The organism is Pseudoalteromonas sp. A41-2, assembly GCF_015767615.1.
Taxonomy (GTDB): domain Bacteria; phylum Pseudomonadota; class Gammaproteobacteria; order Enterobacterales; family Alteromonadaceae; genus Pseudoalteromonas; species Pseudoalteromonas lipolytica.
The window spans coordinates 2,239,851-2,265,989 of sequence record NZ_CP065231.1 but is presented as its reverse complement, the minus strand read 5'-3'; the positions used below and the strand labels follow the sequence as shown (position 1 = coordinate 2,265,989).

Sequence of the window (26,139 nt, the reverse complement as noted above, 5' to 3'; positions counted from 1 at the left end):
AGCACCTAAACATTCGCCATGGAAGCAGTATAGGTGATAGATGACCACTGTTAGTTTACCTCGAGGCCGCACTTTACACCTCGATAGCCCTGTTGTGATGGGGATCTTAAATGTCACTCCTGACTCTTTTTCAGACGGCGGCAATTATTGCCAACTAGACAGCGCTGTCAAACAAGCTCATACACTCTTAGAACAAGGCGCAAAAATCATTGATATTGGCGGTGAATCGACACGCCCTGGTGCCCCTGACGTTTCATTGGAAGATGAGCTTGACCGTGTTATCCCTCTGGTTAAAGCGCTCAGAAAAACAAGCGACTGTATAATTTCAATTGATACCAGCAAAAGTGAGGTCATGCGTCAGGCTATTTTAGCGGGTGCAGATATCATTAATGATGTTAGGGCATTACAAGAGCCCGGTGCTATTGAAGTATTATCTGCATACCCTGACGTTGCAATTTGCTTGATGCATATGCAAGGACAACCTCGCACGATGCAAAGTAATCCACAGTATGAGGATTTATTTGCAGATATTAATGACTTTTTTTCCGAGCGTATCGAAGCATGTGAGCAAGCGGGGATTCAGCAACAACGTATTATTTTAGATCCCGGTTTCGGTTTTGGGAAAACGCTCGCGCATAACTACGAAATTCTTGATAGGTTTGACGAGTTTAATCAATTCAATTTACCGGTCCTTGCGGGTTTATCACGCAAATCCATGATTGGTAATTTATTAAATAAAAGCACGGATGAGCGTTTAGCTGGCAGTTTAGCAGGTGCTTTAATTGCTGCCCAAAATGGGGCAAAAATCATTCGTGTGCATGACGTTTCAGAAACTTTAGATGTGTTGACCGTATGGCAAGCATGTAAGAAAGGAATTATAAATGAGTAAAACAAGAAAATATTTTGGCACGGATGGCGTTCGTGGCATGGTGGGCGAATACCCTATTACTCCAGAGTTTGCATTAAAACTTGGTTGGGCAGCTGGACGCGTATTATCAAAAATTGGTACCAAGAAGGTTATTATTGGTAAAGACACGCGTATCTCTGGGTATATGTTAGAAACTTCACTGGAAGCAGGTCTTATTGCTGCAGGCATTGATGTTGTCCTACTTGGCCCTATGCCGACCCCAGCGGTTGCTTATTTAACGCAAACTTTCCGTGCTGAAGCTGGCATCGTTATTAGTGCATCACATAACCCTTATCATGATAATGGGATTAAATTTTTCTCTAGTCGTGGTTTGAAGCTAGCGGATGAAGTTGAGCTTGAAATTGAAGCCATGATGGAAGAGCCAATGACTTGCGTAGCTTCAGATAAATTAGGTAAAGCACGTCGTTTAGAAACGGCTGATGGCCGTTATATTGAGTTTTGTAAAAGCCAATTCCCTCAAGGTTTATCATTAGAGGGTCTAAAAATCGTATTAGATTGTGCTAATGGCGCAACTTATCATATAGCCCCGTCTGTTATGCGTGAGCTTGGTGCAGAAGTCATTTGTCATGCGTGTGAACCAAATGGTGTCAACATTAACCTTGAATGCGGTGCAACTCACGTTGAAACACTCAAGCGCAAAGTACTTGAGCATGATGCCGATGTTGGTATTGCGTACGACGGTGATGGTGACCGTGTGATGATGGTTGACCACAACGGACGTGTCTTCGATGGTGATGACATTGTTTATATTATTGCATGCCAAGCCGCAAACGACGATATGTTGGGTGGGGGTGTTGTTGGCACTGTTATGTCGAACATGGGGCTTGAAAATGCATTAAAAGCGCGTGGTATTGATTTTGCTCGCAGTAAAGTTGGCGATCGTTATGTCATGGAGCTTTTGCAAGAGAAAGGATGGAAAATCGGAGGCGAAAGCTCAGGCCATGTATTGAATCTTGATTTAATTAGTACTGGTGACGGTATTATTTCGAGTTTGCAGGTGTTAGCTGCCATGGTTGCACAGAATAAAACACTGCAAGACTTAGGTGCTGGCTTTACAAAATACCCGATGAAAATGATCAATGTTCGTTACCCTCAAGGTACGGATCCAACGCAAGCACAAGCTGTTATCGATATTGTGGCACAAATCGAAGAAAAATTAGGTGATACAGGGCGTGTTCTACTTCGCAAATCGGGGACAGAACCTGTTGTTCGCGTAATGGTAGAGGCTGATCAAGAGAAAACAGTACTAGACAGCGCACAAAAAATTGCTGAAATTGTCGAATCTGTGAGCAAACAAACCGAGGGATAACAATAACCTCTTGTAACTTTGGGCAAGTCGAGTTAGTATCTTGCCCGCTTTCTAATGTGGAGTGGAAATATGGCAACACGTAAGCCAATGGTAGCAGGCAATTGGAAAATGAACGGTTCGTTAGAACTTGTTGAACAATTAGCAAACGCTATCAAAAATGTTCAGTCTGATGAACTTGATATTGTGGTGTTTCCACCATTCCCGTTGATAAGTTCGCTGCAACAACAAAATGTTGTTGTCGGTTCGCAAACGGTCTCAGAAAACCAAGCGGGTGCGTTTACGGGTGAAGTAGATGCTCAGCTGATTAAAGACTTAGGCGCAACGTATACCTTAGTAGGGCATTCAGAGCGTCGCAGTATTTATGGTGAATCTGATGCGGTAGTTGCGGATAAATTTGCTCGCGCTCAACACGTTGGTTTAACACCTATCTTATGTGTTGGCGAAAGCGAAGAACAACGTGAAGCGAATGAAACCGAATTAGTGGTTGCAGCACAAATTGATGCTGTAATTAACAAATTAGGTGTAGCAGCACTGAAGAATTCTGTGGTAGCATACGAGCCCGTTTGGGCCATTGGCACAGGTAAGACTGCTTCTCCTGAGCAAGCGCAAGCTGTACATAAATTTATCCGTGAGAAAATTGCTTCTGCGGATAGTGATTTAGCTGAACAGCTAACCATCTTATATGGTGGTAGCGTGAATGAAAAAAATAGCGAATTATTATTTGCACAACCAGATATAGATGGCGGCCTAATAGGCGGCGCAAGTCTAAAAGCAGAATCATTTACTGCTATTTGTGAAAGTGCAAAAGGGACCGTATAAGATGTACGAAATTTTATTAGTAGTTTATTTAATTGTTGCTTTAGCGCTTGTTGGTATGGTTTTAATCCAGCAAGGTAAAGGCGCTGATATGGGTTCATCATTTGGAGCAGGTGCGTCTGCTACAGTGTTTGGCTCATCAGGTGCAGGCAACTTCATGACAAAAACAACAACAATTCTTGCAACGATTTTCTTCGTGTTAAGTATTGTTTTAGGTAACCTGACTGCCGGTCAAATTAAAAAGACGGACGAGTGGGAAAACCTAGAGGCTGCGCCAGCTGTTGAAACTGTTACTCCAGCACAAACTGATGTGCCAGTGACAGAAGAGAAAAGCTCTGACGTACCAAATTAATTAGCGTTGCTAATTATTGTTAAGCGATTTATCTCCTCAGTAAATCAAACAGCTTAACATCATACAGAATTGTATGCGGATGTGGTGGAATTGGTAGACACGCCATCTTGAGGGGGTGGTGGCTTCGGCCGTGGGGGTTCAAGTCCCCCCATCCGCACCAAATTTAAAAAGCCGTGACCTAAAAGTCACGGCTTTTTTCGTTTCGGTATGTTTTTGCACTTTTTTGGTGCTGTTCGCCCTCTGTTAATACTCTACCTCATTGATTTGTAAGATATATATAACTTGGTTCTCTCCTTGCTTGTTATCTTGTGTGTGTTCACCAGAGGATGCCATTATGGCAAGAATGAGTTATTTAAGCGCAATAGAACGATATGAAGAATACCAAGGGCTGATTCAAAATTTATTGCTTTCAATTCTGGCAAGTGTGCATACAGCGCTTGCTCAAAAAAAAGATGTTCAACCCCTCATTAAGCAGTATCCCTTTTTAGAGTTGCAGTATTGTTTAGATGAGCAGGGGATTCAGCTAGGTAATAATGTGTGCTTTAAACCCCAGTATAAGAAAGACTTAGCTAATAGAGGGGCAGGGCAAGATTTAAGCGCTCGACCCTACTTTACAGCGATATCAAACTCGACAGAGGCACATTTCACCTCACCCTATGTATCAACGGCCACGAGGCATTTATGTATTTCGGTTATAAAGTCTGTTCAATTCAAAGAAGGCGCTCCGTGTTACGTCGTTATTGATGTGTGCCTCACCGAACTTATCGAGTTCATCATGGGGGATACGAAACGAGCGAATATGACGGCTTACTTTAAAGTAGGGTATGGGCTTATTGTCGCTTGCTTATTTTGCTTGGTATTTTATTTATTATTTAAAGTATTCGAGGGCATGTTTTCTTTGGTTACGAGCGAGCAGGCACATTCAGATCCTCTAAAGCCCTTTACTATTATTATCTTTGTTACCTTAGCCCTTGCTATTTTCGACCTAGGAAAAACGATTTTAGAAGAAGAGATTTTAATGCACAAAGATATCTTTCGTCACAGTTCAACACGTCGCACTATTACCCGTTTTATCTCAACCATTCTTATTGCAGTGTCAATAGAGGCGTTACTTACGATGTTTAAAGCCGCTTTGGGTCAAACAGAATATGTGATGCCTGCGGTATTGATGATGTTTGCGGTGGTGGGTTTGTTAATCGCATTGGCTATTTATGTCTATTTAGGTGCGAAAGCCGAAGGCATATTAACCCAAGTTCAGCGTGCCAAAATTAATACCTCTTTACAATAATTAGACGGCGAAAAACACATAACTTAAAGCAATACCGTCACAGGGCGCATGAGCCCTATGACGGTCGTTTTTATAACGAACCACCTACACCAATGCTTGGGTTAACATAAACAGGGCCCACTTTAAATGGGGCGTTTACATTAAGGCTTGCATAAGGTGAACATGCATTTAATAGAATAGCTGCTGCGACTACTGTGATGACTTTAATTAAACGCTTTTTCATTTTATTTCCTCTTGAATGACCAGACCTGCACCCGCTGGGTCTCTAATAATAGCAACACTTCCTTTGCGAACGGTTTCATTTGGTGCCATTAATATAACCCCGCCTGCAGCCGTTACTTTAAGTAATGTTGCATCAACATCGGCGACTTTAATGTAGTTAACCCATGTGTTACCGATTTCAGCATCGGGCTTTTTAACAAAGCCAATGGCAGGTTTATCCTCGACAGCGAGGTAGCTGTAATTGAGCTGTTGCAGTGATTTTTCCTTAGAAGAGTAATTGCCGAGGCGTTGGTAAAAAGCTTTGCTTTGTATTGGGTCATCACTCCATACTTCTTGCCAAATCCACCCATTGTCATGTGTGCTCACTGTGGGGTCGCCGTTCACAGTATTAATTAATGAAAATACAGCGCCTTGAGGGTCTTCTAATACGGCAATTGTGCCTCGCCCTTTGATTTCAGTGCTTTTTACTAATACTTTACCGCCTGCAGCAAGTGTTTTATTCGTGGCATCAGTTATATCTTGGCTACTGATAAGGCTTAACCAGAGGCTTGCATTTTGTGTGTTATCTAACTGTGCCATGCCTGCAATTAATTTACCGTCGAGTTTGGCGAAAGTGTAGCTGTCATTTACCTGTTCAAATTGCCAGCCGAACACCTTGCCATAAAAAGCTTTAGACTCCGCTAAATTTGGCGTAATCAAGTCATGCCACACCACATGGCCCGTGTTTTTTGTACCAGAGTCACTAATAGCGGGGAGTTCATTGGAGGTAAGTTGGCAGCCCGTGAGGGACACCGTCGATACAGCAACAATAATCGCAGCGCGTAATGGGGATAGTAATTTCAAAGTATGCTCCTTGCAAAATAGGGTCAAGTAACAGCATAGACTATTTTTTGTTTATTATTCAATCAAAAGCAGTGCACTTTAATATTTTCTAAAGGAACTATGATAATGCGCATAGCGTGGTGATTATTTAGACGGAAAGTGGGTTACTCTTTGAATTTCTGCAATTATTTTTCTTTAAAAATTGGGTTTGTGTGAAAAAGTTATCCAATTTTTCATACATATTATGCATTTAGTTTATAAAAAATAATAAAATATAAAATAATTATACGTATTTTCACAAAATTGACATATAATGTCCCTCCAGAGGAAAGATGCTTATACCTAAGCGTCTTTTTTTATGCCTGCGATTTACAGGTAAAAATACACACACGGTATCCTTTGGAGTTTTAATTGAAATTACGTCATTTCTCACAATTAAGTGTGGCTGTTGTAGCTGCCTTATCTTCATCAGCTTTCGCTGAGCAAGAAAAAACCACCGCGAAACAAGATGCATTCGAAAAAATAGAAGTCACAGCTCGCAAACGCACAGAAAGTATTTTTGAGTCGCCAACAGCGGTTACTTCAATCGGTGAAAACCTGATTGATAAAGCCAATATGAGCAACTTAGAAGATATTGGTAAATACGTGCCTAATTTAAATATTACCCGTTATGGTGTGGGTAATGCAGCGCATGCCTCTGTGTTTATTCGCGGTATTGGTTTACAAGATCACGTGATCACCACAGATCCTGGCGTAGGCGTATACTTAGATGGTGTCTACCTTGGGCGTCAAATGGGCTCAAACTTATCACTCCCGAATGTAGAGCGTGTTGAGGTGTTGCGAGGCCCACAAGGTACTTTATATGGCCGTAATACACTTGGTGGTGCAGTTAACATTATTACTAAACAACCTGGTGACGAAGGGATTGTAACCACAACGGCTAAAGTTGGAAGTCGCAATCGTTTAGCGGGTGATGTTTATTTTAATAACAGCCTTACAGACACTGTCAGCATGTCGGCCAGTGTGTCGTACAAACAACGTGATGGAGTCGGTGAGGCAATTAACCTTGTTAATCCAGCAAACGAAATTGGTGAAGAGCAAGAGCTAAGTGGTCGTATGGCGTTGAAATGGCAAGCTAACAGCGACTTATTTTTTGTTTTCTCTGTTGATGGCGTCGACAATGAATCAGGTCAATCACCTTACACAATCGAGTTAACGGCACCGTTGGACGCTAATGATCCATTTAATGGTGATTTTCCACTTTTAACTGAAGACATGCTACCAAGTAATCCAGATGATTTAGCAACGACTGTCGCAGGAATCGAATCAACGGCTTACTCAGGCTGGGGGACATCATTATCAGCACATTGGGACATTAATAATACTTACACGACTAAATTTATCACCAGTTACCGCAGCTCAGAATATGAAGGCGGCCTTGATGATGATGCCGTGGCACTTAATTTATCTGAATTCCCAGAAGAGGGGGGGGCCGATCAGTATTCTTTCGAAATCCACTTAAACGGTAGCTACGATAATATGGATTTTGTGTCTGGTTTGTATTTCTTTAATGAAGATGGATTTACAAGCTCAGGGCCTTTTGTATTTAGCCCATTCAACACGCCAGACGGATTATTGAATGATGGTACAACGGCTTCATTTGGTAATTATGGTTATTTTGATATTAACCAAGAAACAAATTCATACGCAGCGTATATCAACGCAAGTTACGATTTAAGTGACGACTTAACAGTAGGCGGTGGTCTTCGTTATTCAAAAGACAAAAAAGAAGCCGATGCACAATTTCCAAGCTTTGCAACGCGTAAATACGTAAGTGCTGACTTTGATGCGGTAACATGGGACGTAAACGCGTCTTACCAGCTCAGCAATAACATGAACCTGTATGGGCAAATTCAAAAAGGCTATCAAACAGGTGGCTTTCCGCCACGTCCATTTGGTGGTCCTGATCAATTTGTCTCATTTGATGAAACAAAAGCGATTAACTATGAGCTAGGCTTTAAAGGTCAAGTGCATGAAGATATTTCTATGATGCTTGCTGTTTTTGTCACAGATTATACCGATTTAGCACTGCCATTCTCTGATCCAACAGCCGGGGGGGGGTTTGTAACGATTGTTGAAAATGCTGGCGAGTCAAAAGCACAAGGTATCGAGCTTGAAACAACGATAGCATTTACGGATGACTTTACACTGCGTAGTGCGATTGGCTACTTAGATTCAGAGATCACCGAGGTTGACGAAGGAGTGCAAGGCATTGGTAAAGGTGACTCACCTGCATTAACTCCGCGCTGGACTGTTATGCTTGCCCCATCGTACTTTGTTGACTTAAGCAACGGTGGTACGGTGGCGATTAACGCAAACTATTCGTACCGCAGTGACATGCAAGGCCAATCAGTTTACAACCAAAGTGAACATATTGAATCGCGTGAACTTGTTGGGTTTAACATTTCTTATTTAAACCCTAATGGCGACTTTGAAGTGACGCTATACGGTGAAAACGTATTGAATGAAGTTTACGATGTTGGTCGTTTACAGCAGTCAGGTTTTGTTGGTGTTATGCGCAGTAATGACCGCAGTGAATTTGGCTTAAAGTTCAAAAAAGAATTTGAGCTTTAATCGCAAGGTGAATGAAAAAGGGTAAGCATGGCTTACCCTTTTATTTTTTACAGTTTAATTCTTTTCTTGTTCAAGCTTTTCGCGGGCTGCTTTTAATTCTTCAGCCAACTCTTTTGCTTTTTGCTTGGTTTTTTCAGAAAGTTCACCAGCGGCTTCTTTACTCTCGATCCATGCATCTATGGCAATTTCTTTACCGTTGTCATACATGCTTAAACCCATTTCTTTGCTTTCTGCTAGCAGTGCTTGTAATGAGTCATCGTTAAACTCACTGGTTGCCTCTTTTACATCTTTCCATGCATCATTGACAGCTTGCTTAACTTCTTCTTTCGCTTCGGCTGCGTCTTTTTTTGCTTCATCAGCATCTTCACACCCCGTTAGGGCAATACATCCTAGTAAAACTAAACTTGCTAATTTTTTCATATTTTTCTCTAATGGTTAATTAACACCATAAGCAGTATAAGCATTTAAAAATGAATATAGCTAGAACAACACGGCTAAGTTTTCGTTTAATGGACGAAAATGATGCAGAATTATTATATGAGCTTGATAACGATCCTCAGGTAATGAAATATTTAACCCGTGGCAAAGTATCAACAATGCAAACAATTAAAAACACTTTTATTCCCCGTTTAAATGCTTTTCGCAATGAACAAAAGGGCTGGGGGCTCTGGCAGGTAAGCGTTACCGACAACAACATGTTTATTGGCTGGGTGTTAGTGAGGCCAATGGGATTTTTTGATAAGCCAGATTATAGCGACCTTGAAATTGGTTGGCGTTTTAAACGTGTTAGTTGGGGGCAGGGTTATGCATCTGAAGCCGCTTTGAGTGTTGCATTGGCGGTTAGTCAACACCCCGAAGTTAAAACACTCTCAGCAACAGCCCTAAAAGACAACCTTGCATCGATTAGTGTAATGAAAAAGCTAGGGCTAAAATTTATAAAAGAATACCAGCACCAAGATGAACACGGAGAATTACCAGCGGTGCTTTATTCATGTCCGAAAGCAGAATTAACCTCACTTAAGCGTAACTAATTGACCTTAGTAGTTTGGCATGTATAAATGAGTGTAAAAACGTCAAAAGGAATTAGTATGCGAACTTTAAAAAAATACACGGTCAGTGTCTCGCTTCTCGTTGTATTATTTTTTCATCCGCCATTATTAGCCAAACAAGCGGCTGTGGCGATGCCAGACAGTTACAGTAGCGATACTGCACGGGCAATTTTAGAGCAAGGCGGGAATGCCATTGATGCAGCCATAGCAGCCCAATTTGTGTTGGCTGTCACGTTACCTGAGGCCGGTAATATTGGGGGCGGCGGTTTTATGCTGATTCAAAAAGACGGCAAAGGTGACTTTATAGATTACCGTGAAACTGCCCCCGCAGCAGCTCATCGCGATATGTATCTCGATGAAAAAGGGAATGTGATAGACAACATGTCAGTGTATGGTATTCACGCAAGTGGTGTGCCGGGCAGTGTTGCCGGAATGTGGCTAGCACACCAAAAGCATGGCAGCTTAGAGTGGAAAACCCTCGTAGATCCTGCGGTAAAGTTGGCAGAAGACGGTTTTATTGTGCACCCGAAACTTGCTTCAAGTATCCAAAAATATATTTCGCGAATGCAGAAAAAGTCGATAAAAGTTAACTTTGCTGATTATTTTTCTGATGCTAAAGCTAATAAAACCTTTAAGCAACCAGAGCTTGCGGCAACGCTTAAGCGCATTCGTGATAATGGCAAGGCGGGGTTTTATGAAGGCGAGACAGCTAAAATAATTGCCACGTTTATGAAACAGCATGGCGGTATCATTTCAGAGCAAGACCTTAAAGACTATCAGGCCAAATCGCGTATGCCTATTAAAGGTCATTGGCGTGGTTTTGAAGTGCTTACTTCACCGCCACCCAGTTCAGGGGGCATTGCTATTTTACAATGGCTAAAAATGTATGATCTTGCTAAACCAACAGGCCCTTTAGAGCATAACTCGACCCGCTATGTGCACATTCTTGCAGAAGTCGGCAAACGAGTCTTTGCTGATAGAGCAGAGTATTTAGGCGATCCTGATTTTTACGATGTACCAAAAACAGCCTTACTCGCGGATGATTATCTCGCTAAACGTGCAACGGGTATTCGTGATGATGTAATTTCGACAACTGAAAACATCAAACCAGGTTTACATGAAAGTGAGCAAACAACACATTTCTCAATTATTGATCAGTGGGGTAATGCGGTCGCAAACACAACAACAATCAACTTAAGCTTTGGCAGCGGTGTGGTTGTTTCTGGAGCAGGCTTTATTCTTAATGATGAAATGGATGACTTTAGTGCTAAACCAGGTGTTATGAATGTTTTCGGTGCATTAGGCGGTGAGGCCAACGAAATTCAACCACACAAACGGATGTTAAGCTCAATGACACCCACCATTTTATTACAAGACAATAAAGTGAAAATGGTAACCGGTTCACCGGGCGGCACCACCATTATTAGTTCAGTGTATGAATCAATCTTAAATGCGGTAGAGTTTAATATGTCTGCTGAGCAAGTCGTAAATAGCCCGCGATTTCATCATCAACTGTGGCCTAAAAACGTGATAAGACACCATAAAGGGCTTGAGCCAAAGGTTATTAAAGCGCTTGAAAAAATGGGCTACAAACTTGATGAGCGTCACTTTGGTGATATGCATGTGATCATCAATAAAGATGGCAAGCTCGATGCCGCATCTGAAGAATCTGGTCGTGGTAAAGCGATGGTATTTGATACCCTTAATTCGTCTAATTAAGTGAGCAATTTTTAACGCAGGTAGCGACCCGTTTAATCCCTCAAAATAATGAAAAAAGGCACCAAAGGTGCCTTTTTTCAGTGTGTGATTTTTATTAACCAATAGCAGGGATTACACCAGCCATCTGTAAACCTTGGGCGCTAATGATTAGCACACCAAATAAAGCCGCCAGTACTAAACCAACATTACCCCCTTTTACTTGGTAACCTGTTTCAGGTTGGCTTCGGCGTTGTTTGTAAACCATGGCGACAGGCAAAAATACGGCCAGAATAACCAAAGCAATCGCAGCGTAGCCAAGGGCCATAATAAAACCTTGTGGGTAAAATAATGCAAAACCAAGGGGCGGTACAAAGGTAATTAATGCCGTTTTAATACGGTCTTTGCTGCCATCACCTTTTTTAAAGGCATCGGCAAAAAAATCAAATAAACCCAAGCTCACACCTAAAAATGACGTGGCGAGTGCTAAATCTGCGAAAACATTGACCGCAGTCGCAACATGAGGGTTATGTGCAATACTTGCTACACTGCTAACAAAGCCAGATAAACCTTGGCTTTGCATTAAGTCATTTTGGCTCATTATGCCTTGGCTCAACAGTTGCCAAAAAATGTAAATGACGAGTGGTAATGCGGCACCTGCCACCATGACTTTTCGTAAAGTCTTAATGTCGAGACCCACATATTTAACAATCGATGGAATGGAGCCATGAAAGCCAAAAGATGTAAATACCACCGGAATAGCTGAAAGAATTAAACCTTGTTCAATAGGCATTTCGAGTAGGTGCTGGCCATGCACATACGGTGTGAGCATATAAAATAAGCTTGCCAGTACGCACACTTTAATTGTGAAAAGCACTCTATTAAGCTTATCAACCTTACTTGTGCCCAGTGTTACTACGGTACCAATGACCACGGCTAAAATAACGGAGCCAACTTGGGGGGCCAGCGAGAGTGACAAGCCATTATTTAGCTTTTCTTGCAACTGTGCACCACCGCCTGCTATGTATGCGGCGCATAGGGCATAGAACAAGAACATAACTGAAAAGTTAGCCACCCATTGCCCTCGCTTGCCCAACCAAGATTTAGCCAAGGTGTTGAGTGTCGCGTCTCTGTCTGCATATTGATGAAGCTCTAACATTAATAGAGCCGTGTAAGTCATTAAAAACCAAATTAATAAAATGAGTGACAGCGCGGTGGTGAACCCAAGCCCCGCAGAGGCGATGGGCAATGCCAGCATCCCTGCTCCTATGGTGGTGCCAGCAACAATTAACATGCTACCTATTGTTTTATTTTTAAGCACTTTTTGACCCTTAAACTTCGTGAGAGGCATGCAAGATATAACTTGTTTAATAAAACTTAAATAGTTTTGTTATAAATCAAAGAAACTTATTGTAACTTATGATTTACAAGCACGGTTAGGCGCGTAAATATTAGGCTTAATTTTATTCTACATTGTCGTAATTTTGAGTTGACAAAATAATCATATAGGCAGATTCTTAACGCTCTTCTACTTACTTTTTTATGATGATGATGCAGCTAAATAAACGACCAAATAATCGCAGTATGCGTCTGGCAACGCCAGCCGTGTGGTCAGTTATGTGCTGCGGTTAATTAAGTAAGTTTTACTAACCGCGTTCAAAGCGGTTGGCCATTCTTTGTTTTTTTCCTCCGCTTTTTTCGCCTTATTAAAGGAATAAGCTTGTGCCAGTTAAAGCCTCATATTTTTTAATGGTGGTGATTTGGTCTACAACCCCTCTAGGTATTGTTTGGAGTAGTGAAACCGTTGCGCCCACATTGGCAGTCTTGTTAAGAATGCTGGTGGGTCTTGTGCTTGCTGCATTGGTGGTTGCTATCGCTAATATCCGTGTGCCTTGGCATCGTCGCGCCTTATTCTTATATGCATACTCGAGTATCGGCATATTTGGGGGCATGCTACTGAGCTATATGGCCGCCAAAACAGTGCCTTCTGGCTTAATATCGTTAATGTTTGGTTTGGCACCTATTTTATCGGGATTACTGGCGCAGAAAATTTTAAATGAGCCAAAATTCAGCACACTAAAACTCGCTTCACTTGGGTGTGCACTAATCGGTCTTTTTTTAGTAAGCCAGCGTCATATTCAAGGTGGGGTAGAGCAGCTAAGTGGGTTGCTGTATGTATTTATGGCGGTGTGTTTTTTCAGCCTAAGCGGGGTGATGATCAAACGTGTTCGAATCGCTATTCACCCAATGGCGACGACATTCGGTGCTTTAGTCTTTGTAACGCCTTTATTTTTTATAACCTGGTTATTGGTTGATGGTCAACTCAATAGCGAGCTTTGGAGCGTAAAGTCGCTTTACTCGATTGTGTACTTAGGAGTGTTTGGATCGTTAATCGGTGCATTGGCGTATTTTCATGTTTTGCAAAAACTGAATGCCAGCACGGTAGCCCTGACCACCTTAATTACACCAAGTTTTGCTATTGCAATTGGCGGAATATTTAATAATGAGCCGATTGATCAAGCACTGATTGTTGGCGCAACTGTCATTATGATTAGCTTGGCGTTTTTTCAATTTGGTGACAAGTGGCTTAAGCGCTTTAAACGCGTTAAGCCAATTAAAATGAATTAGCAGTGTAGTCGCCGTATAACGGCGACTACATTTTTGCAATTTGAATAACCAAGCGACGGTTTGTATTTCGCCCTAAAATATTGTCATTAGTGGCAACATGGCGTTTTTCACCAAACCCTTCGGTATCCACTTTATTTTCATCGATGCCTAAGCTCACAATATACTCTTTGATTGCTTTAGCCCGCTTTTTAGAAAGCTCAAGGTTATTCCAACGACCACCGTAGCTATCGGTATAAGATGAAATTGAAATAGCAGAAATACTGGTGTCATATTTGAGGTATTCGGCTATTTTATCTAAGCGTTTTTGAGATGATTTTGTCAGCTTACTGGAGTTAGGTTCATAGTTCATTACCGTGAATGAGATATCTTCAAAGCTGTAAGGCAGCATGGCATCTCGGCATTGTAAAAAAGCCCAATAGGCTTGTTTAAAATTAACACTCGACAAGCCTACGGCAATTTTATCGGCACGGTTTTGCCAATCTTGGTAATAAAAAGTAGGCTGATAGCCTTTTTCGAGCTCTGTCAGCATTTCCCAAGCCGTTTTATTGCCTAGCTCACCGTCAAATTTACGTAATAATTTCATATTCGCAATATCGCGTGCTGGTAGGCCTGCACGCCAACTGGGCGGCACAGCTTTTAAACCAGCAATACTGTAATTTTCTGGACGTACAACCATGTCGAGATTAAAGTTGACGTCTTTATTCTTGCTGGCAGAAGTGCTAAAAATGGCTTCGCCATAAAAAGGAACTTCATGATTTAATTGGCATTCTAAGCGCGATGTTTTAACCATTTGCCAATTTGAAGTATCTGCGGTAGCAGTGTATTCGCGCATGGCACTGCTTGCATGCGTGGCTGCAAACGTTGTTAAAAGGCCGAGGCTTAAAGAAAGTAATGAAAGCTTCATCACAGTAAATCTCCAACAAATCATCAATGCCAAATAATTGGCAAGTTTTATAGCAAGCAGTCCAAAACTGCCTGACAGCGTGTTAGCTCATTAAGTTAAAGCAATTATTGTGCCTAAAAAGCCTGTAAGAATCTGTGATTTAATCGCTTTTGCTCTAGCAGAGCAGCTGTGGTTTTTGACATAATAGCCAGCTTACACTGGCAAACCAAGAAGACTATGGAAAATACTGAACAAACTCTTTTCGCAAAACGCTTTCGTGGCTTTTTCCCCGTGGTTATTGATGTTGAAACGGCAGGGTTTAATAAAGACACTGATGCGTTACTTGAAATCGCTGCTTCTGTTTTAAAAATGGATGACGATGGAGTGTTAAGCATTGACCATACGGTGCATTTTCATGTTGAGCCATTTGAAGGCGCGAATATAGAGCAGGCCGCGATTGATTTTAATGGCATAGACCCATTTTCGGCGTTACGCGGTGCGGTGCCTGAAGAAGAGGCCATTAAAGAAATCTGTAAAGCCGTACGTAAAGCACAAAAAGCGGCAGGTTGTCAGCGCTCAGTGGTGGTTGCGCATAATGCGGCTTTTGATCATGGCTTTTTAAATGCGGCGATAGAGCGTTGTAAAATTAAACGCACACCGTTTCATCCGTTCGTGAGTTTTGATACGACCTCTCTAGCGGGGCTTGCGTTGGGGCAAACTGTATTAGCGAAAGCCTGTCGTGCAGCGGGTATTGAGTTTGATAATAAACAAGCCCACTCAGCGCTCTATGATACAGAGCGCACAGCAGAATTATTCTGTCTAATTGTTAATCGTTGGCAACAACTAGGCGGATGGCCATTGCCAGAGCAAGCTGAAGAGAGTGAAAAGCTAGACTCAGCCGCTAAAACGACTGAGTAATTTTCCCTTCGAAGTATCGCACTAAGTGGGGAGGGTAAATACGTGAAAAATGTTTACTCTCTTGTGCTATTTTCAGCTCAACGCCCGGATGCATTAACTCATTCACTTTTAAGCGACTGGTTGCCAACAAACGCGCAATCTTTTGCTTAACAAGGTATTTCTTTTTCTTAGTGCTTGCGGTTTTAATTTTTATTTGTTGTTCACTGGCTGTTATTTTATTGATGTAATGCGCACGTTGAGCTGCATTGGTTATTTTATTCGCTTTTTTTCGAGCTTGTTGTAAGGCGGCTGCTTTACTGGCAAGCAGCTTTTCAAAGTCATTGATTTGTTGTTGCTTTTGTCTTAAATCATGCCAGTACTGCGCTATAAAGACACGGGTTTTAGTGCCTGATGGCGCACCTAGCTCACCGGTTTCGATACGCATTGCATCTAAAATATTCCCGCCAATAATTTTGCCGCGAGGGTTATTCGCTTTACCGACACGAATTAGACGACGTGCACTTAAATCACAGTGCAGAGCTTGACGCTCTATAAACAGATCTTGCTCACTTTTAATATGGCAAAACTGTGCATACCCAACCGAAATAGTGCGTGTTGCGCTTATATTGCATGTAAAGTGATCTTCATTTTCACGGTGCCGGCCAATGGCCCCGAGCATAATAGTGACTTCGCTTTTACTTTCGATTGTTGCTGATTCAACAAATCCCAGTACTGTAATATCACCTGTAGCTTTAACGCACATACCATCTTTAACATCGCCACTAATGATAACACTGCCATCAAACTCAACATGGCCTGTACTGATATCAACATGATGAAAGCACAACACATCGTCTACGCGCATGCCGCGGGGCAGTGCAACGGGCACTCCTTTGGTGTCGGCAATGAGTAAATTACTGTTCATCGGATCAAGGCGGGTCCCTTCAAAGGGCTCTAGGGGGTAATCTTTACCTGCTTGCGCGGGTAAAGTATCGCCAAATACAGTAAAGCCATTTTCACCCGCAGTTGCAGGAATACGTTGCATAAGTGGCGCACCGGGCTTAACCGTGATAATCGCGCCCAAGTTTCGCATATCAACTTTGCCACCCGATGTGGCTTGTGGGCTAAGAACGCGATCTTGTGCTGTTGAACATAATCGGACAAACCGTGCATCGTTCCCATCTTTTGGGTTACGGCCATGCGCAACAATAGCACTGTAGTGCGCACCAGCAGGTTGTTTAAACTGCTGACCTAAAAAAGTATCAAGCGCAGAGTGACTTATGCCGCTCTTAACTCCCGCAGCAGATAGCGCTGCTTGTGCATCATCCATACTCACAACTTTGCCACCACGTGCTGTTGTCAGGCTCGCTTCTGCAATCATATTTTTTTCATCAACGGTGATTTCAATATGTGCATCAACGGCTTTTGCAACAACCAATGATTGATTTTGATATTGACTGCTAGGTGTAAAAAGTTTGCCAATATTGGCATCAACAAGTTCACAGTCTGCGTAAGACGATTGCTCAATTAACTCAATGAGTTGTGAACTCGTTATGGGAAAGCCAGCATCGCGCGGATGCTCACACAAGGATACATATCCACTTTGCTCATCGAACAAAAACATCGACATCAAGTAAGTCCTGTAAAAGAGGCCTGTTATTATTATTTTTTCGTTGCTACAGGATTGTTTTAAGAAGAGGTAACAACGTCTCCCATTTCAGCACAACTTTTGTATGATGTTAAGAACTTGTATGCTTAATATGTGAAAATTCGTATAAAAACTGACTTTTCCTGTTTGGTTTTTCAGCACTCAAAGGGGTTATGCCAAAATAACCTGATTAATGCCTTGAGTATAAAGGGTTTACTCAGTTATACTTCACATACACTCTGAATGAGATACCAAATTCAGGGGCTGATTAGGATTCGACGGAATTCAAGACGCCCGAGGTGCATGTCGAGGTGCGGTTGGCCTCGTAAAAAAGCCGCAATTTAAAGTAATCGCAAACGACGATAACTACTCTCTAGCAGCTTAGGCTGGCTAGCGCTCCTTCCATGTATTCTTGTGGACTGGATTTTGGAGTGTCACCCTTACACATGATCGCGACGGAAACCCTGGCCGGGGTTGAAGCGTTAAAACTAAGCGGCCTCGCCTTTGCAGATCGTGTTCGTCCGAGCTGTAAAGGTTAACTAAAAGACGATACTAAGCATGTAGTACCAAAGGTCGAGGCTTTTCGGACGGGGGTTCAAATCCCCCCAGCTCCACCAAACATAAAAGGCCGCTCTCAGAGCGGCCTTTTTTATTGCCTAAAATACACCCCTAATTCATTGATTATAAAGGGTTATTCACGTTAAATCACACAACTAACTGAACGGCATCGATGATGGGTTTGTTTTCAACATCAATCGTTTCGATGATGTGTTTATGAAGGCGCTTTTTATGTTCGGCAAATATAGGGCGTTTTTTATCGAACTGGCTGGCAAATTCGAATGCGGTATTAAACAAGCTTTCGCTGTCGGGGCAGGCTTGTTCGATGACGTGGTCTGCAACAAGCTCGCTTGCTGTAACCCGGCGTCCTGTCAATTTCATTTCGTTAAAGCGGTAATAAGGCATCGATTTTTTTACAAATTCAATCATGCCTGGTAAAAACGGAATCGATAAATCAACTTCAGGAAAACAGAAAAAGCCGCGGTTACTTTGCATAAATCTAAAATCGCAGGCGCACGCTAAAATAGCCCCATTACCAAATGCATGGCCATTAATAGCGGCAATAACTGGCATTGGGTAAAGTAACAAACGCTTAAATACGGCATCCATAGCGTGCATAAAACCACTTACTTCTTCATATTTTTGTGCTTTTAAAGCGGGCATTAGCCAGTCGGTGTCTATACCTAAACTCCACGATTTTTCATCACTTGAGGTAATAATCAGTGCTTTGTGTTCTGAGTTCGCTTCAATGTCATTAAGGCAATTTAAAAATGCTTCTGCAAACGTGGGATTATGGCGGTTTTCACCTGCGGTCATTGTGAGAATAGCAACACTGCCTTGTGTGCTTACGTTTATGGGGGTCATGGTGTGCCTTTATCGTTTTCTTTTGTTATAGATATAGTTATATACCATCAGTTGCACAAAATAAACCTCTAGTCCGACCAGTTTGAGTGCTGAGGAGGTTCTCCGCTTTTAGTCGAAATGCAGTTTCAAACAGTCGCTAATACTATCTTGCCATGGTAATTTTAGTCTAAACACTCTATTTAAAGCGCGATAATGGAACTGGTAAGTTGGGATTTCTTTAGTGGGGGGTTGTTAAGCCCGATCAGCACAATTATCTTAATTATATTGGCAGGTTTTACCTCGATGGTGTCTGCTGCATTTGGTGCTGGTGGCGGATTAATGTTGTTAGTCATTATGGCGTCAATGATGCCTATGAGTGTGGTGATCCCTGTGCACGGCTTAGTGCAGCTGGGCTCTAACGCGAACCGCTTTTTATATACTTTTAAGCATATCGATGGCGCTATGTTTTTATATTTCTCGTTGGGAGGAATCTTTGGTGCACTGGTAGCGTCAACTATCGTCACCGCTATTCCGCTTGAGTTAATGAAAATAGTGGTGGCAGCTTTTGTGCTCTATTTGCTTTGGGGTGTGACACCTAAGATCAGAGAAACATCAACGCTTTGGCGCATTTTAGCAGGGCTTTGGACCTCGTTTATTTCGATGTTTGTGGGTGCCAGTGGGCCGCTGGTTGGTAGTTGTTTGTATGTAAATAACTACAATAAGCTGCAATTTACCGCGACATTTTCGAGTTGTATGACGCTGCAGCATACTTTAAAGGCTATTTTGTATGGTGCTGTCGGGTTTGCATTTTGGCAGTGGTTGCCGCTTGTAATGTCGATGATTATGAGTGGTGCAATAGGCACTTGGCTGGGTTTGAAGCTATTGCACCGTATCTCATCAGATAAATTTAAACAGATTTTTCGCTTAGTACTGACGTTACTTTCCCTGCAACTTGCGTGGCAGGGAATCTATTTTGTGTTTGCTTAGTTACCTGCTAATAGCTCGTCGAGTGGTTTGTCACCATTAAATAACTCGAATAGTTGCGATTTATCAGGTTTATGACTGGCGATATAAACCAGTGCATCAGCAACATCTTCTCGGTTTATCACGGCATCTTGGCGTGTTGCAGGACGATTTATGGTGAATAATCCAGACGCCGATTCGTTAAGGAGTGTGCCTGGTCTTACTATGCTGTAATGTAAGCCACTGTGTAGTAGATGCTCATCGGCCATGTGCTTAGTCACTAAATAAGGTTTGATGCTGCTTTCAATGCCATCGGGATCATCAGCGCCAATGGAGCTTACCATGATAAAGTGCTCAACCTGTGCATCAACTGCATAGTTAATTGCTTTTACCGCAGCCCATAAATCAATGAGCAAGGTTTTATCGGCACCGGTTGCACCACCAGAGCCGGCACTAAAAATAACTTGCTGTACCCCTGTAAGTGCGCGACTAAAATCATTTTCTAGATCCTGCTCAACAATGCTCAGGTTTGGGTGCTCAATATCAGTCAATTTGCTTTTATCACGTACTAATGCCACGACTTCATGCTCTTGAGCGAGCATTTTTTGGGTGGTCATTTTACCTATTTGTCCGCTTGCACCTATGATTAGGGTTTTCATACCAAACTCCTTCCAGTTGCGTTAACTTTTACGTGTAACTTACTACTTTGGGGTGTGATCTTAATTTTAAAGGGACAAATTAAACTAATTTGTAATCGGCTTGAAAAAGAAGGGGCCTTTTTAGCCCCCTGTCTTTTTAGATTTTATTACGAATTAGGTCGCGAATAATAAAGCGAGCAGGGTGAATTGCTTGGCTAACACGTTCGCTAAAAGGTCTGGGTTCATTGTTTAAGCAGGCGACCAAGTGTTCGGCACACAGTGGCGCACTGCACAGACCTCTTGCCCCAAACCCTGTAAGCACATGCAAGCCTTGTTGAGGTTTTGCTAAGGGCTGATATTGGTAACGTTTTCCGAGTCTTAAATTCGCAAAGGCATTGACATAATCGTCTTGCTCCGCCCACTCGCCAGCCATTGGTAGGTGATCAATAAAGCTGCATCTTACTGCTGCTTTGGCTGCGGTAATTTCGCCTAATGATGTGGCAAAGTCACTGTCTTTATAGAAGCTAAGCAGTTGTTCTCGGTTTGTTTGGTTGTCTTGCTCTTTCACTTCGCGGCTTTTTGAGTTTTTCTCAAATGTTGCCCCCATGCAGTGATGCTCTTGAAACTCAGGGGTAAAATATCCTTTATGACACAGCACCGTTTTTAATTGTTTGGATTGCTCACTTGCCTCAACATGCGATACCTGACCACGCACACCCACAACGGGCAATGCCTGGGTTTGTTTAAATTGGTCGCTATGCTCGCCCGCACATATTATTACATCGCTAAATGGACCAAATTGCTGTGTTTTTGTATGTAACACCCAACCTGATTCTGTTTTTTCAAGTTGTTCAATATGGCAGTTAAAATGGGTTTTAATTGGATTGAGTGAGTATGCCTTATTAAAGAGGGCGGTCACTAAGGCAGGCGGGTTTACCCAGCCACCTTGTTCAAAGAATACGCCAGAGTAGCCTGTGTTTACTCCCGCAATATCATCGCCTTCAGTCGCACTGACATTGCGCATTAATTCAGTTGGCCAAAGCGCTTTGTCGGCTAAATTTTGGTGTTTATCGGCCAAGCCCTGTTTTACTGCGTGTTGCAATACACCACACCATTGGTGAGGGTAGTCGAAGCCGAGTAATTGTTGATATAGGCGTTTTGCGTATAAAAAGCTATGCGCAAACATTTCGCTGTGCGGTGAGTTCTTGGCTTGCAGGTGCGGGGTAAACAGCGCCCTGAACATTGTGTGAGGCCCCCATAGCAAGTGCGTCATCTTGGCAAAAAAGTGTCGTTGTAATGCCCCTTTTTGCTAAAGAGTACATCACACTACTACTGGCGATGCCGCCACCGATAACAGCAACGTTATTTAATGTACTTGCATGATGAGAAAAATACGCAGGGCCAGATTGCTGCTCTGTGGGTGTTGTTAAGGTGCCAATCAGCATTTCACGTTTTTTGCCGTAGCCTTTGGCTTTGGCCATAGCGAAACCGGCTTCAATTAAACCGCGTCTAACAAATCCTGCAGCTGTGAACGTAGCTAGGGTGGCATGTTCGCGTGAAATTGCACGCATCTTATTAAACACACTTTGCTGCCACATATCGGGGTTTTTACTCGGCGCGAAACCGTCTAAGTACCATACATCAACAACGCCTTCACTTGGATAACTCATGGCATCAATGCTGTCTTGTACGTCACCAAAATAAAGGTCGAGTACGACTCGCCCGTCGGCAAATTCTAATCTGTGGCAGCCAGCAAGGTTAATGGGGTATTGAGCAATTAACTGGGCACTAAATGTGTGTAAGCTAGGCCACGCTTTTAGTGCATGGGCAAGGTCATCACGTTTAATTGGAAATTTTTCGAATGAGATAAAATGCAAGCGGCTAACCGAGCTATTGTCACTTTTATTTACACTAAGGTCGTGTTGATTTTGAACTTCTTGCTTGTCATGCTGCCTATCAAGGTGAGCAGCAAATTGCTGCCAGGTATTTAAAAAGTTAAGCCCTGTACCAAAACCCGTCTCGGCAATAACAAAATGCGCGCGGTCATGATTTTGTAATCGTTGCGAGATATTGTTTTGTTGATAAAACACATAATGCGATTCAGCTAAGCCATCGTCATTGGAGAAGTAAACATCGTCAAACTGATCGGCGACGGGTGTACCAAGGTGATTAAAATGTATATTTGCGTTTTTGATCATGGTTTAACTAAATAACTACAACTTTTTTTCATTATTTTACGTGTTTTCTTTGAAATAGTCTGGCGTTATTTATAAGCTACACATTCAGAGTACATGTGTACGCTAGAAAGCTGACCACTTAACGTGTATTTTCAGCGTAAAATAGAACACAATTTAGTATAGAGCTAAGGTAATTACCCATGAGAAGAGCCGTTATTACGGGCATCGGTGTTGTTTCAAGCATCGGTAACAACAAAGAAGAAGTATTAGAATCATTAAAACAAGGCCGTAGTGGTATCGCGTTCAACCAAGAGTTTGCTGATTACAACCTACGTAGCAACGTTTCAGGCAAAATCGATATTGATGTTAAAGAATTTGTTGATCGTAAAGCGATGCGTTTTATGGGCGATGCAGCAGCATATGCTTATATTTCAATGGCACAAGCAATTGAAGATGCAGGCCTTAATGAAGAGCAAGTTTCAAACGAACGCACTGGTTTATTAGTGGGTTCGGGTGGTGGTTCATCTAAATGGCAAGTTGAAGCGGCTGACATTCTGCGTGAAAAAGGCGTGAAGCGTGTAGGTCCATACATGGTACCGCGCACGATGGCGAGCACCACGTCGGCATGTCTTGCAACACCATTCAAAATTAAAGGTGTTAACTACTCAATTAGTTCTGCTTGTGCAACATCTGCACACTGTATTGGTCATGCGGTTGAGCAAATTCAACTTGGCAAGCAAGATGTGATCTTTGCGGGTGGTGGTGAAGAGCTTCACTGGACACTGGCGATGGAATTCGATGCAATGGGCGCATTGTCGACTAAATATAACGAAACTCCTGAGAAAGCATCGCGCACTTACGATGCAAACCGTGACGGTTTTGTTATCTCTGGTGGTGGCGGTATCGTTGTCGTTGAAGAGCTTGAGCATGCACTTGCTCGTGGCGCACACATCTACGCTGAAATCACAGGGTATGGTGCAACTTCTGACGGTTACGACATGGTAGCACCATCAGGTGAAGGTGCGGTACGTTGTATGAAGCAAGCAATGCAAGGCCTTGAAGGCGGGATTGATTACTTAAATACGCACGGTACTTCAACCCCAGTTGGTGATGTTAAAGAGCTTGGCGCAATTCAAGAAGTGTTTGGCGGTAACTCACCGATGATCAGTGCAACAAAAGCAATGACGGGTCACGCATTAGGTGCGGCAGGCGTTCACGAGGCTATTTTCTCGTTGTTAATGCTAGAGCACAACTTTGTTGCACCTTCTATCAATATTGATGAGTTAGATGAGCAAGCAGAAGGTCTAAACATTGTTACTGAGCGTAAAGACGTTGAACTGAATACAGTAATGTCTAACAGCTTTGGTTTCGGTGGCACAAACGCCACACTAGTAATGAGCAAATATAAAGGTTAAACCTCTCCAGTATTTGCCAAAGCCGAGCGTTTGCTCGGCTTTTTCGTTTCTAACTCCGCACTGTATTCTTTGCCTTTTATATTTATTAAGCGTGAGTCTGTATGAGCAGTTACGCTATCCGTATAGCTATATTTTCGTTACAATAGCGCCACTTTTCTGCTTCTCGGACACACAGATGAAAATTCTTGCAGATCAAAATATGCCATTGGTTGAGCAGTACTTTGCCGATTTTGGTGATGTTGAGCGATTTGATGGCCGTAACTTACAACCTGAGCAGTTGGCTGGGGTTGATATACTATTAACTCGATCAGTGACAAATGTTGATAACGCGTTATTAACTCAGGCAGATAAGTTGAAGTTTGTTGGTACGGCAACCATAGGTGTTGACCACATTGATACTGAACTACTGGCAGAGCGCAATATTGCATTTAGCAGTGCGCCGGGCTGTAATGCCGTTGCTGTAGCAGAATATGTTATTAGTAGTTTATATGCTTTATGCCAAGAAAATGCTGAGTCACTGCAAGGTAAAACCATTGGTATTGTTGGGGTAGGCAGCATTGGTAGTTGTCTGCGCGATAAGTTAAACCTACTGGGTATGAACGTATTGCTCTGCGATCCTCCTAAGCATGAGACGGGTGAATTGGTAGAACATACTGATTTTGATACCCTTCTTGACACTGCCGATATAATTACGTTTCACGTGCCGTTGGTGAAGCAGGGGCCGCATAAAACGTTGCATATGTTAAACAAACAACGTTTAGCGAAGCTTAAAGATGGCACGACGCTTATTAATGCAAGCCGTGGTGATGTTATCGATAATCAGGCTTTGCTAGAGTTATTTGAGCAAGGAGCGAAACTTGATTGCGTGCTTGATGTTTGGGAAAACGAGCCAAATATACTTACTCCGCTGCTTAATTATGTGCGTTTTGCGAGTGTGCACATTGCAGGCCATACCCTTGAAGGAAAAGCCCGTGGTACTCAAATGTTGTACCAAAAAGTGTGCGAACTTGAGGGTGTTGCAGCGCTGAAGTCGCTGGAAGATTTTTTACCTGAACCAATTAGCCATGCTGTCTCGCTCGGTGAAACCTTTACGTTAGATGACATAGGCCGCTTAGTACACCTTATTTACGATGTTCGTCGTGATGATGGCATCTTGCGTAGTAAGTTAAATCAAGAAGGGTTTGATAGCCTACGGAAAAATTACCCGCCACGACGTGAATTTAATACACTGTCGGTGGCTGCAAACAGTGCCTGTGAAGCCGCTTTAGCTGCACTGGGATTTAGAATTAACGAATAAAGTCAGTACTTTATTCATATGAGGAAAACACATGTCGCAAAAATTTAATGTTGCTGTCTTAGGCGCCACAGGTTTAGTGGGTCGTCAAATTATCGAAACTTTAGAAGATCGTAAATTTCCGGTTGGCGAGTTGTTCTTGCTTGCGAGTAGCCGCAGTGCGGGTGAGGAAATACAATTCCGTGGTGAATCGATTGAAGTACTCGACGTAGAAGGATTTGACTTTAGCCAGGCACACATAGGTTTATTTTCAGCTGGGGGAAATGTTTCTGAAAAGTACGCTCCCATTGCTGCAGACGCAGGGTGTGTGGTGATTGATAATACCTCGCATTTTCGCAATGACTTCGATGTACCATTAGTGATACCTGAAGTGAATGCATCGAGCTTAGCGGATTTTAGAAACCGCAATATCATTGCAAATCCTAACTGCTCAACTATTCAAATGTTGGTCGCGTTAAAGCCTATTTACGATGCATACGGTATTGACCGTATTAATGTATCGACTTATCAGGCTGTGTCGGGTGCGGGCAAAGAGGCCGTTGATGAACTTGCTAAGCAAACCGCTAACCTAATGAATGCGCGTCCAATGGATAATGCTGTTTTTTCTAAGCAGATTGCCTTTAATGTCATCCCACAAATCGATACTTTTGAAGACAACGGTTATACCCGTGAAGAAATGAAAATGGTGAACGAGACACAAAAAATCTTAGGTGACACGAGTGTCGTGGTAAACCCAACGTGTGTTCGTGTTCCGGTTTTCTTTGGTCACAGTGAAGCGATTAATATTGAGACACGTATGCCAGTTGATCTTGAGCATGTAAAACAGTTACTGAATGATGCACCCGGTGTAGAACTGATTGATGACTTGGGTGATTACCCAACAGCGGTATCTGATGCAAGTGGTAATGACACTGTGTATGTTGGTCGTTTACGTGCAGACATTTCTCATCCACACGGCTTAAACATGTGGGTAGTGAGTGACAACACGCGTAAAGGGGCTGCAACGAACAGTGTGCAAATCGCTGAAGAGCTAATTGCAAACTACCTTTAAATCTGATGATTTTGACTGAGTCATTCAGT

22 protein-coding genes, 1 tRNA gene, 1 other RNA gene and 1 pseudogene are annotated in these 26,139 nt (G+C 42.6%); 16 read left to right on the top strand and 9 right to left on the bottom strand.

Annotation, left to right across the window (positions count from 1 at the left end; all coding sequences use genetic code 11):
* Window positions 1-40 precede the first annotated feature (40 nt).
* The 6 genes from folP (at window position 41) to IT970_RS10330 (ending at window position 4,693) form a co-directional block, all read left to right on the top strand.
* Window positions 41-889, top strand: coding sequence for a dihydropteroate synthase (gene folP / locus IT970_RS10355; RefSeq protein WP_118844443.1), 849 nt, complete (start codon window positions 41-43; stop codon window positions 887-889).
* Window positions 882-2,237: a phosphoglucosamine mutase gene (gene glmM, locus IT970_RS10350; protein WP_036967223.1), complete on the top strand. Its 1,356-nt coding sequence runs from the start codon at window positions 882-884 to the stop codon at window positions 2,235-2,237. The genes folP and glmM overlap by 8 nt, the downstream gene beginning before the upstream one ends.
* A gap of 69 nt (window positions 2,238-2,306) precedes the next feature.
* Window positions 2,307-3,056 (top strand): triose-phosphate isomerase, encoded by a 750-nt coding sequence (gene tpiA, locus IT970_RS10345; protein WP_036967226.1) that lies wholly within the window; start codon window positions 2,307-2,309, stop codon window positions 3,054-3,056.
* Window position 3,057: 1 nt separating this feature from the next.
* A complete protein-coding gene (gene secG, locus IT970_RS10340; protein ID WP_036967228.1) occupies window positions 3,058-3,405 on the top strand; it encodes a preprotein translocase subunit SecG in 348 nt (115 codons plus the stop codon).
* Window positions 3,406-3,480: 75 nt separating this feature from the next.
* Window positions 3,481-3,565 (top strand) — tRNA-Leu (locus IT970_RS10335).
* A 174-nt stretch (window positions 3,566-3,739) separates the two neighbouring features.
* Window positions 3,740-4,693, top strand: a complete 954-nt coding sequence (locus tag IT970_RS10330; protein ID WP_180310968.1) for a general glycosylation pathway protein — start codon at window positions 3,740-3,742, stop codon at window positions 4,691-4,693.
* Window positions 4,694-4,763: 70 nt separating this feature from the next.
* On the opposite strand, the gene IT970_RS10325 is transcribed toward IT970_RS10330, so the two are convergent.
* Window positions 4,764-4,916, bottom strand: a complete 153-nt coding sequence (locus tag IT970_RS10325; RefSeq protein ID WP_162898041.1) for a hypothetical protein — start codon at window positions 4,914-4,916, stop codon at window positions 4,764-4,766.
* On the bottom strand, window positions 4,913-5,758 hold the full coding sequence (locus IT970_RS10320) for a VOC family protein (RefSeq protein WP_074989697.1): 846 nt from the start codon (window positions 5,756-5,758) through the stop codon (window positions 4,913-4,915). Before IT970_RS10320 ends, IT970_RS10325 begins: the two co-directional genes overlap by 4 nt.
* Before the next feature lie 390 nt (window positions 5,759-6,148).
* On the opposite strand from IT970_RS10320, the gene IT970_RS10315 reads away from it, so the two are divergent.
* On the top strand, window positions 6,149-8,371 hold the full coding sequence (locus tag IT970_RS10315) for a TonB-dependent receptor (RefSeq protein ID WP_196857304.1): 2,223 nt from the start codon (window positions 6,149-6,151) through the stop codon (window positions 8,369-8,371).
* 54 nt (window positions 8,372-8,425) lie between these two features.
* Here IT970_RS10315 and IT970_RS10310 read toward each other — a convergent pair whose 3' ends face one another.
* Window positions 8,426-8,791, bottom strand: coding sequence for a hypothetical protein (locus IT970_RS10310; RefSeq protein ID WP_196857303.1), 366 nt, complete (start codon window positions 8,789-8,791; stop codon window positions 8,426-8,428).
* Window positions 8,792-8,841: 50 nt separating this feature from the next.
* Here IT970_RS10310 and IT970_RS10305 point away from each other — a divergent pair, with 50 nt between their 5' ends.
* Together IT970_RS10305 and ggt are read left to right on the top strand one after the other, a co-directional pair.
* Window positions 8,842-9,402, top strand: coding sequence for a GNAT family N-acetyltransferase (locus IT970_RS10305; protein WP_196857302.1), 561 nt, complete (start codon window positions 8,842-8,844; stop codon window positions 9,400-9,402).
* Window positions 9,403-9,459: 57 nt separating this feature from the next.
* Entirely contained in the window at window positions 9,460-11,139 is a 1,680-nt protein-coding gene (gene ggt / locus IT970_RS10300) for a gamma-glutamyltransferase (protein ID WP_196857301.1), read from the top strand.
* A gap of 94 nt (window positions 11,140-11,233) precedes the next feature.
* On the opposite strand, the gene IT970_RS10295 is transcribed toward ggt, so the two are convergent.
* A complete protein-coding gene (locus IT970_RS10295) occupies window positions 11,234-12,436 on the bottom strand; it encodes an aromatic amino acid transport family protein (RefSeq protein WP_176714534.1) in 1,203 nt (400 codons plus the stop codon).
* 401 nt (window positions 12,437-12,837) lie between these two features.
* Between IT970_RS10295 and IT970_RS10290 the strand changes: the two genes are divergently transcribed.
* The gene (locus IT970_RS10290; protein ID WP_036967245.1) at window positions 12,838-13,743 is read left to right on the top strand and encodes a DMT family transporter; all 906 of its coding nucleotides are present in this window, start codon (window positions 12,838-12,840) and stop codon (window positions 13,741-13,743) included.
* 25 nt (window positions 13,744-13,768) lie between these two features.
* On the opposite strand, the gene IT970_RS10285 is transcribed toward IT970_RS10290, so the two are convergent.
* On the bottom strand, window positions 13,769-14,647 hold the full coding sequence (locus tag IT970_RS10285) for a flagellar protein MotY (protein ID WP_036967246.1): 879 nt from the start codon (window positions 14,645-14,647) through the stop codon (window positions 13,769-13,771).
* Between the two features lie 216 nt (window positions 14,648-14,863).
* Between IT970_RS10285 and rnt the strand changes: the two genes are divergently transcribed.
* Window positions 14,864-15,544, top strand: a complete 681-nt coding sequence (gene rnt, locus IT970_RS10280; protein ID WP_118844439.1) for a ribonuclease T — start codon at window positions 14,864-14,866, stop codon at window positions 15,542-15,544.
* Here the strand turns inward: rnt and IT970_RS10275 are convergent.
* Window positions 15,528-17,153 carry a FapA family protein gene (locus IT970_RS10275; RefSeq protein WP_196857300.1) on the bottom strand — a complete coding sequence of 542 codons (1,626 nt, stop codon included), beginning with the start codon at window positions 17,151-17,153 and terminating at the stop codon, window positions 15,528-15,530. The two genes, rnt and IT970_RS10275, sit on opposite strands and share 17 nt — an antisense overlap.
* A 278-nt stretch (window positions 17,154-17,431) precedes the next feature.
* On the opposite strand from IT970_RS10275, the gene ssrA reads away from it, so the two are divergent.
* Window positions 17,432-17,788: a transfer-messenger RNA gene (ssrA, locus tag IT970_RS10270) on the top strand.
* An 88-nt stretch (window positions 17,789-17,876) separates the two neighbouring features.
* On the opposite strand, the gene IT970_RS10265 is transcribed toward ssrA, so the two are convergent.
* Window positions 17,877-18,593 carry an enoyl-CoA hydratase/isomerase family protein gene (locus IT970_RS10265; RefSeq protein ID WP_118844437.1) on the bottom strand — a complete coding sequence of 239 codons (717 nt, stop codon included), beginning with the start codon at window positions 18,591-18,593 and terminating at the stop codon, window positions 17,877-17,879.
* A 192-nt stretch (window positions 18,594-18,785) separates the two neighbouring features.
* Between IT970_RS10265 and IT970_RS10260 the strand changes: the two genes are divergently transcribed.
* Entirely contained in the window at window positions 18,786-19,559 is a 774-nt protein-coding gene (locus IT970_RS10260) for a sulfite exporter TauE/SafE family protein (RefSeq protein WP_118844436.1), read from the top strand.
* Here the strand turns inward: IT970_RS10260 and IT970_RS10255 are convergent.
* Window positions 19,556-20,194: an SDR family oxidoreductase gene (locus tag IT970_RS10255; protein WP_196857299.1), complete on the bottom strand. Its 639-nt coding sequence runs from the start codon at window positions 20,192-20,194 to the stop codon at window positions 19,556-19,558. The genes IT970_RS10260 and IT970_RS10255 overlap by 4 nt on opposite strands.
* A 136-nt stretch (window positions 20,195-20,330) precedes the next feature.
* Window positions 20,331-22,371 (bottom strand): annotated as a pseudogene (mnmC, locus tag IT970_RS10250) (bifunctional tRNA (5-methylaminomethyl-2-thiouridine)(34)-methyltransferase MnmD/FAD-dependent 5-carboxymethylaminomethyl-2-thiouridine(34) oxidoreductase MnmC).
* Window positions 22,372-22,550: 179 nt separating this feature from the next.
* On the opposite strand from mnmC, the gene fabB reads away from it, so the two are divergent.
* The 3 genes from fabB (at window position 22,551) to IT970_RS10235 (ending at window position 26,110) form a co-directional block, all read left to right on the top strand.
* Window positions 22,551-23,765 (top strand): beta-ketoacyl-ACP synthase I, encoded by a 1,215-nt coding sequence (gene fabB / locus IT970_RS10245; protein WP_036967312.1) that lies wholly within the window; start codon window positions 22,551-22,553, stop codon window positions 23,763-23,765.
* A 175-nt stretch (window positions 23,766-23,940) separates the two neighbouring features.
* The gene (locus IT970_RS10240; protein ID WP_036967315.1) at window positions 23,941-25,062 is read left to right on the top strand and encodes a 4-phosphoerythronate dehydrogenase; all 1,122 of its coding nucleotides are present in this window, start codon (window positions 23,941-23,943) and stop codon (window positions 25,060-25,062) included.
* Window positions 25,063-25,093: 31 nt separating this feature from the next.
* Complete coding sequence (locus IT970_RS10235; protein ID WP_075593707.1) at window positions 25,094-26,110, top strand: aspartate-semialdehyde dehydrogenase; 1,017 nt, start codon at window positions 25,094-25,096, stop codon at window positions 26,108-26,110.
* Window positions 26,111-26,139: the final 29 nt, after the last annotated feature.